General features: G+C 37.9%; 1 protein-coding gene. It reads right to left on the bottom strand.

Annotated features, from left to right (window positions below; all coding sequences use genetic code 11):
* The coding region (locus ACNQ0T_RS23170) for a PrgH/EprH family type III secretion apparatus protein (protein WP_417930384.1) at positions 1–672 on the bottom strand (672 nt) is incomplete at both ends.

Raw genomic sequence — 672 nt, 5'->3', positions numbered from 1 at the left:
CCCCCCAGATGAAGTACCTGGTCTCGTGGGCTCGGAGATGTGTATAAGAGACAGGCCCAAAGGTGACTACGTTCATCTTTAGCCACAATATAAAAAATGTTATCTCGACCTAATAAAACTTGAAATTGTTGTTTTTCAACACCTAGCAATGAACTAAGCTCTGCAACTTGTCTTTGCGGTGCATTCCACATCCAAAAGGTAGCCATAAAAAGACCTACCGCAATCACCAAACAAACGGTAAATTTATATAATAATGAAAAACGATTCTTTTTAGGTACATTCTTTAACTTATTCTTAGGATCTCTTTCAATCGATACGACTTCAGTGCTCCATTCTTCATTTTCAGCCCGAATAGCAATGCTCAATTCACCTATATTCATAGGCGTATTGAAATAAATAGTACGATCTATAGAAGAGCCAGCCTCATTCAACTCAGATAATAAAATTATCTCCTCATCCACAGCTGCTTCTTGATTAACTCTTATCTCAAAGTTAATACCTCCCTCAGCTAAAGGAATATAAATAGTATCAAGAGGTAATGCTGGAGCCACCTCAAAATTAACTAGTTCCTCCTCATTTTTAACGATAAAAAGCGTCTTTCCTTGAGGTAAAGGAAACTCACATCCCCTTAAAGGACTGTTGAGCAGCCGAATAACAAAACCCGTTATACTC

The sequence above is a fragment of the Enterobacter cloacae complex sp.6700776 genome, assembly GCF_048284255.1.
Lineage (GTDB): Bacteria > Pseudomonadota > Gammaproteobacteria > Enterobacterales > Enterobacteriaceae > Enterobacter > Enterobacter intestinihominis.
This window is presented reverse-complemented; position numbering and strand designations above follow the sequence as displayed.